Annotated in this window: 7 protein-coding genes; all 7 read right to left on the reverse strand. The window is 56.9% G+C overall.

Annotated elements, in window-relative coordinates:
- Positions 1–270 precede the first annotated feature (270 nt).
- The 7 genes from RWM61_RS02730 to RWM61_RS02760 all read right to left on the reverse strand — a co-directional run bounded on the left by RWM61_RS02730 (position 271) and on the right by RWM61_RS02760 (position 6938).
- Entirely contained in the window at positions 271–1254 is a 984-nt protein-coding gene (locus RWM61_RS02730; protein ID WP_313997115.1) for a glycosyltransferase family 2 protein, read from the reverse strand.
- Positions 1244–2650, reverse strand: coding sequence for an undecaprenyl-phosphate glucose phosphotransferase (locus tag RWM61_RS02735; protein WP_313997117.1), 1407 nt, complete (start codon positions 2648–2650; stop codon positions 1244–1246). Before RWM61_RS02735 ends, RWM61_RS02730 begins: the two co-directional genes overlap by 11 nt.
- A 107-nt stretch (positions 2651–2757) precedes the next feature.
- The gene (locus tag RWM61_RS02740) at positions 2758–3711 is read right to left on the reverse strand and encodes a glycosyltransferase family 2 protein (protein WP_313997119.1); all 954 of its coding nucleotides are present in this window, start codon (positions 3709–3711) and stop codon (positions 2758–2760) included.
- Between the two features lie 6 nt (positions 3712–3717).
- A complete protein-coding gene (rfbD, locus tag RWM61_RS02745; RefSeq protein WP_313997143.1) occupies positions 3718–4560 on the reverse strand; it encodes a dTDP-4-dehydrorhamnose reductase in 843 nt (280 codons plus the stop codon).
- Between the two features lie 11 nt (positions 4561–4571).
- A complete protein-coding gene (gene rfbB / locus RWM61_RS02750) occupies positions 4572–5594 on the reverse strand; it encodes a dTDP-glucose 4,6-dehydratase (RefSeq protein ID WP_313997121.1) in 1023 nt (340 codons plus the stop codon).
- A gap of 9 nt (positions 5595–5603) precedes the next feature.
- Positions 5604–6161, reverse strand: coding sequence for a dTDP-4-dehydrorhamnose 3,5-epimerase (gene rfbC / locus RWM61_RS02755; RefSeq protein WP_313997125.1), 558 nt, complete (start codon positions 6159–6161; stop codon positions 5604–5606).
- Between the two features lie 33 nt (positions 6162–6194).
- The gene (locus RWM61_RS02760) at positions 6195–6938 is read right to left on the reverse strand and encodes a sugar phosphate nucleotidyltransferase (protein ID WP_313997127.1); all 744 of its coding nucleotides are present in this window, start codon (positions 6936–6938) and stop codon (positions 6195–6197) included.
- Positions 6939–7238 lie beyond the last annotated feature (300 nt).

Raw genomic sequence — 7238 nt, forward strand, 5'->3', positions numbered from 1 at the left:
GCTCGAATAACGGGACCAAGACGCGGATTCGATCTCTGATCTCTATTCAATCGTTGCATGCCGCACGTCACCACCTATCGGTCACGCCGGCCCATATCGACGCAGGCGAGGACATATGTTCATCGCTACAAACCGCACGTCAACACCAATCAGCCGTTGTGGTCTGACAGCCGCGATGCAGCGCCGCAACGCGCGCCGGGAGAGGCTCGAGTTGTAGCGGAGCGATCGTGTCACTTCCCCGTAAACCCTGCCGTTACCCTGCAACAACTATCATCCCCGAACGGCGGTGCCTTTACCGCCGCCGCCGCCGCCGGCCTGCAGCTTGCCCCATATCGCACGATGCATGCTGAACCTGACGCGCAGCGCATACGGCAGCCGGTCGTACCGTTTGCCGAGCTGATAGCCCGCATATTTGGCAGCCGATTCCACCACAAGCTTAACAACCCACCGCCATTTGCGCCCCCGCGCCAGCGCCTTCATCTGCGTCCGTACGAGACGCGAGCCTTCCTTGTTGACCGAGGAATACGCGTACACCCAGGCATTGTTCCGCATCGATACGCCGTTGTCGAAAAATCGCCGGAACTGCTGCGCAGCCGAGTAGTTGTGCGAATGGACAACCTTGGCCTCCGCAGCGTAAGCGATCCGATAGCCCGCCTGCACCGCCTTTGCGGCGAAGAACAGGTCCTCGTTGAAAATAACCGGTTCGTCAAAACGCCCCAAATCGACGAACGTCTCCCGCCGGACCGCCGAACACACATTGGAGCAGAAGAACGTTTTGATGCCGAGCCGCTCCAGGTCACTCTTATCCTTCACCGAAGAGGCAGCCGGATAATTAAAGTCCCGCGACAGCTTCTCCAGCACGGTTGCGTCTTCCCGCGGCAGCTGCCTGCCGTAGGCGCAAGCGACCCAAGGGTCGCGCAGCGGCTGCACCAGCTTCTCCAGCAAGCGGTCATCCGCGGGCATCGCATCCTGCGTCAGGAACACCAATACCTCGCCCGCCGCGAAGCCGGCCGCCCGATTCCTGGTACCGCCATGATCGAATTCACTTTGCGGGATCTCGAATACGCGCGCGCCCGACCGCCGGGCCCGCTCCGCCGTGCCGTCCTGCGACGACGAATCGATCACGATGACCTCGAGCGGCGGCAGCGACTGAGCAAAAAGCCGGCCCAGCAGCTCTTCCAACTCCGGACCGGCATTATACGCAGGAATGATAACGGAAACCGCAACAGCCGCGGCAACAACATTAGTAAGCATTTTTGTTCACGAGCCCCTTCACAATCGTCTTCACAATGATCTTCAGGTCGAAAAGGAAGCTCCAGTTCTCGATATAGAACAGATCGTGCACGATGCGATCCTGAATGGACGTGTCGCCGCGAAGCCCGTTCGTCTGCGCCCAGCCGGTGATGCCGGGCCGAATATGATGCTTGACCATATATTTCGGAATTTCATCCTTGAACTGCTCCACGAAATACGGCCGCTCCGGCCGCGGGCCCACGACGCTCATGTCGCCGACCAGCACGTTGAAAAATTGCGGCAGCTCATCGATGCTCGTCCGCCGCAGGAAGGAGCCGAAGCGCGTGCGCCGCGGATCGTTCTCCACCGTCCACTGCGTATCCGATACGGACGCGTCGGACACATGCATCGTGCGGAACTTGTACATCGGGAACGTCCGGCGGTCGAGCCCCATCCGCTCCTGCCGGAAAATGACCGGACCCGGCGACGTCAGCTTGATGCCGATCCAGGCGATCAGCATGACGGGCAGCGTAGCGGCGATCGCGGCGAGCGAGAACGCAATGTCGAACGTCCGCTTCAGCAGCCGGTTGCTGAGCTCGTCGAGCGGAATGTCGCGCACGTTGATCAGCGGGATGCCGGCAAAGTTGTCGAAGAACGGACGCGCCGGCAGCAGATCGAAGAAATCGGGAATGATCAGCGTCTTCGCGCCCGCGTTGTCGCACAAATCGATGATATCGGCGTATTTGCCGTGCGCATCGAGCGGAAGCGCGACAATGACCTCGTCGATCGGATTCCTTCGCAGCACATCCGCCAGCTCGTCGACTTTGCCGATAATCGGCTTCATGTGCCGATATTCGGGAGGATGTTCATCATGAAAATCGTCCAGGAAGCCGTACACGTCGTAGCCCAGCTCCGGGTGCTGCCGCAGGCTCTCGTAGAAGCTGCGGCCGACCGAGCCGGCGCCGAGAATGAGCACGAACTTCTTGTTGAAGCCTTTGCGGCGCAGCCGGAAAAGCGACATTTTCACCGCGAAGCGGTAGACGATCAGCGTCACCACATTCATGGCGAGGAAAATGCCGAGGAATTGCCGGGAGATGTCGACCTCTTTCACAAAGTAGAGAGCCCCGAGCAGGCCGAGGAAGCTGGTCCCGTGAACCTGCAAAATTTTCCACACGTCCATCGAGAAGCTCGTCCGCCGTCTCGGCGCGTAGAAGCCGGCATAGAAACCGACCAGAATCGCGGCAAACGAATAAACCGTTCCCCACAGCAGATAGCTGCTGAAAGACAACGCCGCCTCGTACGGCACCCATCCGCTGCGGAATTTGATCCAATAGGCGGCCAGGAAAACAAGCAGCATCGAAGCTGCATCCGCCAGCACATAGATCTGGGTCAGAAACCGCTGGTTTTGTCTGATCAAGCGCAATCACACCCTCAAGCCCGTACTGCCAGTGAAAATAGCAGAGCATTTTTTCATAGCTACTATCATTCTAGCAAAAAATCGGCGCTCTACCAACTATAAAAACGTTAATTCTTTACAGGAATCGACAGCTTTCTGCGAAAAAGCCACCTGCGCTTGCGCAGCATCGGACGCAGACTGCGCCAAATGACCGGCCAGCTGCCGAGCAGCCCCGGCTCCCTGACGATGATATAAGCGAGCTTGGCCGTTTCTTTGACCGCGATCAGCGGAAGCAGCCAGAACCAATGCAGGCCGGCCGGCTCGTTCTTGATCAGCGTGAAAAAGCGGTTCTGGTAGGAGTGCCGGCGCACCGCAAGCGGGACCGCTTGCCGGCCGCCCTTCTTCCAGCCCCTGCGGTGAACGGCCCGGGCGGCCGGCGCATAAAGGGCCTTCCAGCCGAGATGGCGCGCGCGCCAGGCGACGTCGACATCCTCCTTGTAAGCAAAGAAGTCCTCGTCGAAAAACTGACCCGCATACGAAATATCCTCGATCATCGCCCGCCGGTACATCGCCGCCGCGCCGGACACCCCGAACACCTCGCGCGGCTCGTCCCATAGCGAAGCCGGCTGCCCCGCCGCCAAATCATAGGCATTGCGGTCGGCATGCAGAGCCAACCCCGCGCTGTCCATCACGTCCGGGCGCTCGGCCAATACGAGCTTGCCGGTCGCGCAGCCCGCCTCAGGGTCATTGTCCATCGCTTCCACGATGCGCGCGATGTAATCGGGCTGCAGCGTTACGTCCGGATTGAGCACCAGCACGTAGTCGCTGTCCGTCCGGGCGATGGCCTGATTCTGCCCGCCCGCGAACCCGTTGTTGACCGCGTTGGACAGCAGCGTTACGGGAGGGCCGAAGCGCGACACGCGGTCCACCGTACCGTCCTGCGAAGCATTGTCCACGACGACAACGGACGCAACGGGAAAGGACTGCTTCATGATTCCATGCAAGCAGTCCTCGATATCGCTGGCGCTGTTAAAGGTGACGATGCATACGCTCACCGTCGGTCGTCCGGTTGAAAGGGACATGACAAATCACTCGCTGTCTTGTAAGTAGTGGCGAAGCGCCTCCCGCCAATGCCGCAGCGGCTCGAAGCCGTTGCTGCGAATCGCGCTGTGGTCCATAACGGAGTAGGCGGGACGCGGCGCCGGTCTTGGAAAATCGGACGTCGAGCAAGGCTCGACTGTCATATGCCTGCCGCTTTCCTCGAAAATCGCCTGCGCGAACTCGTACCAGGAGCAGGCGCCGGTGTTCGACGCGTGATAGACGCCATAGCGCTCCGTGCGAACCAGCCGGACGAGAAACTCCGCAAGGTCGAGCGTGTACGTCGGCGAGCCGACCTGATCGCTGACGACCTTCAGGCTGTCGCGCTCCCCGGCCAGCTTCAGCATCGTTCTCACGAAATTGCTGCCGTACTTGCCGTACACCCACGACGTGCGGACGATGAAATACCGGCTGCTGAGCGTGCGGACCAGCTCCTCCCCGGCCAGCTTGGACTTGCCGTAGACCGTCTGCGGATTCAGCGCGTCATATTCATTGTAAGGCGCCTTTCCCTTGCCGTCGAAAACATAGTCCGTGCTCACATAGCACAGCCGCGCGCCGGTCTCCTCCGCTGCGACCGCCAGGTTGCGGCTGCCGCTCGCATTGACCCGGAACGCCGCATCCGGCTCCGATTCGGCTTGATCGACGGCCGTGTAGGCGGCGCAGTGGATGATTGCATCCGGGCGTTGCTCCGCCAGAACGGAACGGCAGTTGTCGAGATTCGTAATATCGAGCCGATCGCGACCGAAACCGACGATCTCCACGTCCGCCGGGGCTGTCAATTGCACCAGTTCGCGGCCCAATTGCCCGGAAGCGCCGGTAACGAGGATTTTCAGCCGCCGCTCCATCAGGACTGCGCCCCCAGGCGATCCTTGTATTGCACGTCATAGTACTGCTGATAAGCGCCGGAGACGACTTGCTCCATCCAGGCCTGGTTCGCCAGGTACCAGCGGATCGTCTCGCGGATGCCGCTCTCGTAATCATGCTTCGGCTGCCAGCCGAGCTCGCTGCGAATTTTGTCGGCGTCGATCGCGTAGCGGCGGTCGTGTCCGAGACGGTCTTTTACGTAGGTGATAAGCGACTCGGGCTTGCCGAGCTCTTGCAGGATCGTCTTGACGACCTGGATATTGCTGCGCTCGTTCCGTCCGCCGACGTTGTACACTTCGCCGCTCCGCCCTTGATGCAGAACGAGATCGATCGCGCTGCAATGGTCCTCGACATAGAGCCAGTCACGCACATTGAGGCCGTCGCCGTATACAGGCAGCTGTTTATCCTGCAGCGCGTTCCGGATCATCAGCGGAATGAGCTTCTCCGGGAACTGGTACGGCCCGTAGTTGTTCGAGCAGCGCGTGATATTGACGTGCAGACCGAACGTTTCATGATAGGCGCGAACGAGCATGTCCGCCCCCGCCTTGCTGGCGGAATAAGGACTGTTCGGCTGCAGCGGCGTTTCTTCCGTGAACAGGCCGGTCTCGCCCAGCGTGCCGTACACTTCGTCGGTGGACACTTGCACGAACTTGCCTACGTTGTACTGCTTGGCAAGATCGAGCAGCGTCTGCGTCCCGAGCACATTCGTGCGGACAAAAATGTCCGGCTGCAGGATGCTCCGGTCCACGTGCGACTCTGCCGCAAAGTTAATCACGGCGTCGAGGCCTTCCGCAAATAACGGCTCCAACGCCTGGCGGTCCGCGATATCGGCCTTGACGAAACGATAATCGGGATGCTTCTCGATCGAACGAAGATTTTCAAGGTTGCCCGCATAAGTAAGCGCATCGACGTTCACGAATGTGTAGGCGGGATATTTCGCAATCATATACAGCATGAAATTGCTGCCGATGAACCCGGCTCCGCCGGTAACGAGTACTTTCACTTGAATAACTCACCCTTCATAGGTAAAATGGGGTTCCGCCTTAGCCAGCGTCGGATGCTTGCCGTCCTTGTCCGACAGAATGGGAGTGGAAGTCGGCCACTCGATGCCGAGCGCCGGGTCGTTCCATGCGATCCCGCGATCGTGCTCCGACGAATAGAGCTCATCGACCTTGTACAGCACTTCGCAATTCGGAACGAGCGTACAGAATCCGTGCGCGAAGCCTTGCGGAACGAGCAGCTGACGCTTATTGGCGGCGCTCAGAATGAAGCCCTGCCATTGCCCATAAGTGGGCGAGCCTTTCCGGATATCGACGACAACATCGTAGACAGCGCCCGCCGTAACGCGAACAAGCTTCGTTTGCGCTTTGGGATTCAACTGATAATGCAGCCCGCGCAGCACACCCGGCTCCACGGAAAGCGAATGATTGTCCTGGACAAACGAATGGATAATGCCGTTGGCTACATATTTTTCCTCGTTGTAGCTTTCCATGAAAAAACCGCGATGATCGCCGAACACGACCGGCTCGATCAGCTTCACCCCGGGCAGCTTCGTTTCAAGAACTTTCATTGGACACCTTCTTTATCTGTAAATTCAGTCTTCCTACAATTTCAATTTACCGAATTCTTCACCGAATACAAGATCCTTTGCCAGTTCGTTAGCATTGGTCAGGGAAGCATGCGTTCCCGCATCAGTCCACCAGCCGTGAAGCACATCATAGGTCAGTTCGCCAGCTTCGATATAGGCGTTGTTCACATCGGTAATCTCAAGCTCACCGCGGCCCGACGGCTTCAAAGTCCGAACGATATCGAACACCCGGCTATCATACATGTATATGCCTGTGACGGCATAGCTACTCTTAGGCTGCTGAGGCTTTTCTTCAATCGACAGGATCTTATCGCCGGATAACTCAGGAACGCCGTATCTTTGAGGGTCATGCACCTCTTGGATAAGGATCTTAGCGCCCTTTACCTGCTGCTGAAAGTTTTGAACGAATGGGGCAATGCTGTCAGCAAAAACGTTATCACCTAAAATAACAACCATCTGATCCCCGTTAACAAAGTTCTCGGCAAGTCCAAGCGCCTGGGCAATCCCGCCAGCCTCATCCTGAACCTTGTATGTAAACTTCAGTCCAAATTCACGACCGCTCCCGAGCAGATTCACCACGTCACCCATATGATCCTTGCCGGTCACAATGAGAATATCAATAATATTTGATTCTTTGAGTTTTGCAATGGCATGAAAAATCATCGGGTATTTACCAACAGGCAAAAGATGCTTGTTGGTCACTTTAGTCAGCGGATATAATCGAGAGCCTGTTCCACCTGCTAGAATTATCCCTTTCATAGTCTCCTCCTGGATTGTAGTAATAAGGTTATTTTGAACGATTCTAGTTTATCCGAGATCCTCTTAGTGATGCAGCAATATAGAATTGATCTCTTAGTAAAAAAGCAAGTTTTGAGATGCTTTTTAACTTTTTTCACTAATATTGAACACAGATTTAACTTTCGTAATTAAATCCCGTGATTTTCCTTTTCTCAAATAATAAATTATCTTAATTAACCTATAGTGTATTTTTCCATATAATAATCCGTAACTATTCAGTAAACCCGCTTAAATAAGCTGAAGCTGTTTTCGGAATTGCTT

This window comes from uncultured Paenibacillus sp. (assembly GCF_963515335.1).
Classification (GTDB): domain Bacteria; phylum Bacillota; class Bacilli; order Paenibacillales; family Paenibacillaceae; genus Paenibacillus_I.

Excerpts from the sequence above, each read along its gene's own strand:
- RWM61_RS02730 (WP_313997115.1), bottom strand. The coding sequence starts at position 1,254 with ATGCTTACTAATGTTGTTGCCGCGGCTGTTGCGGTTTCCGTTATCATT.
- RWM61_RS02740 (WP_313997119.1), bottom strand. The coding sequence starts at position 3,711 with ATGTCCCTTTCAACCGGACGACCGACGGTGAGCGTATGCATCGTCACC.
- rfbC (WP_313997125.1), bottom strand. The coding sequence starts at position 6,161 with ATGAAAGTTCTTGAAACGAAGCTGCCCGGGGTGAAGCTGATCGAGCCG.
- RWM61_RS02760 (WP_313997127.1), bottom strand. The coding sequence starts at position 6,938 with ATGAAAGGGATAATTCTAGCAGGTGGAACAGGCTCTCGATTATATCCG.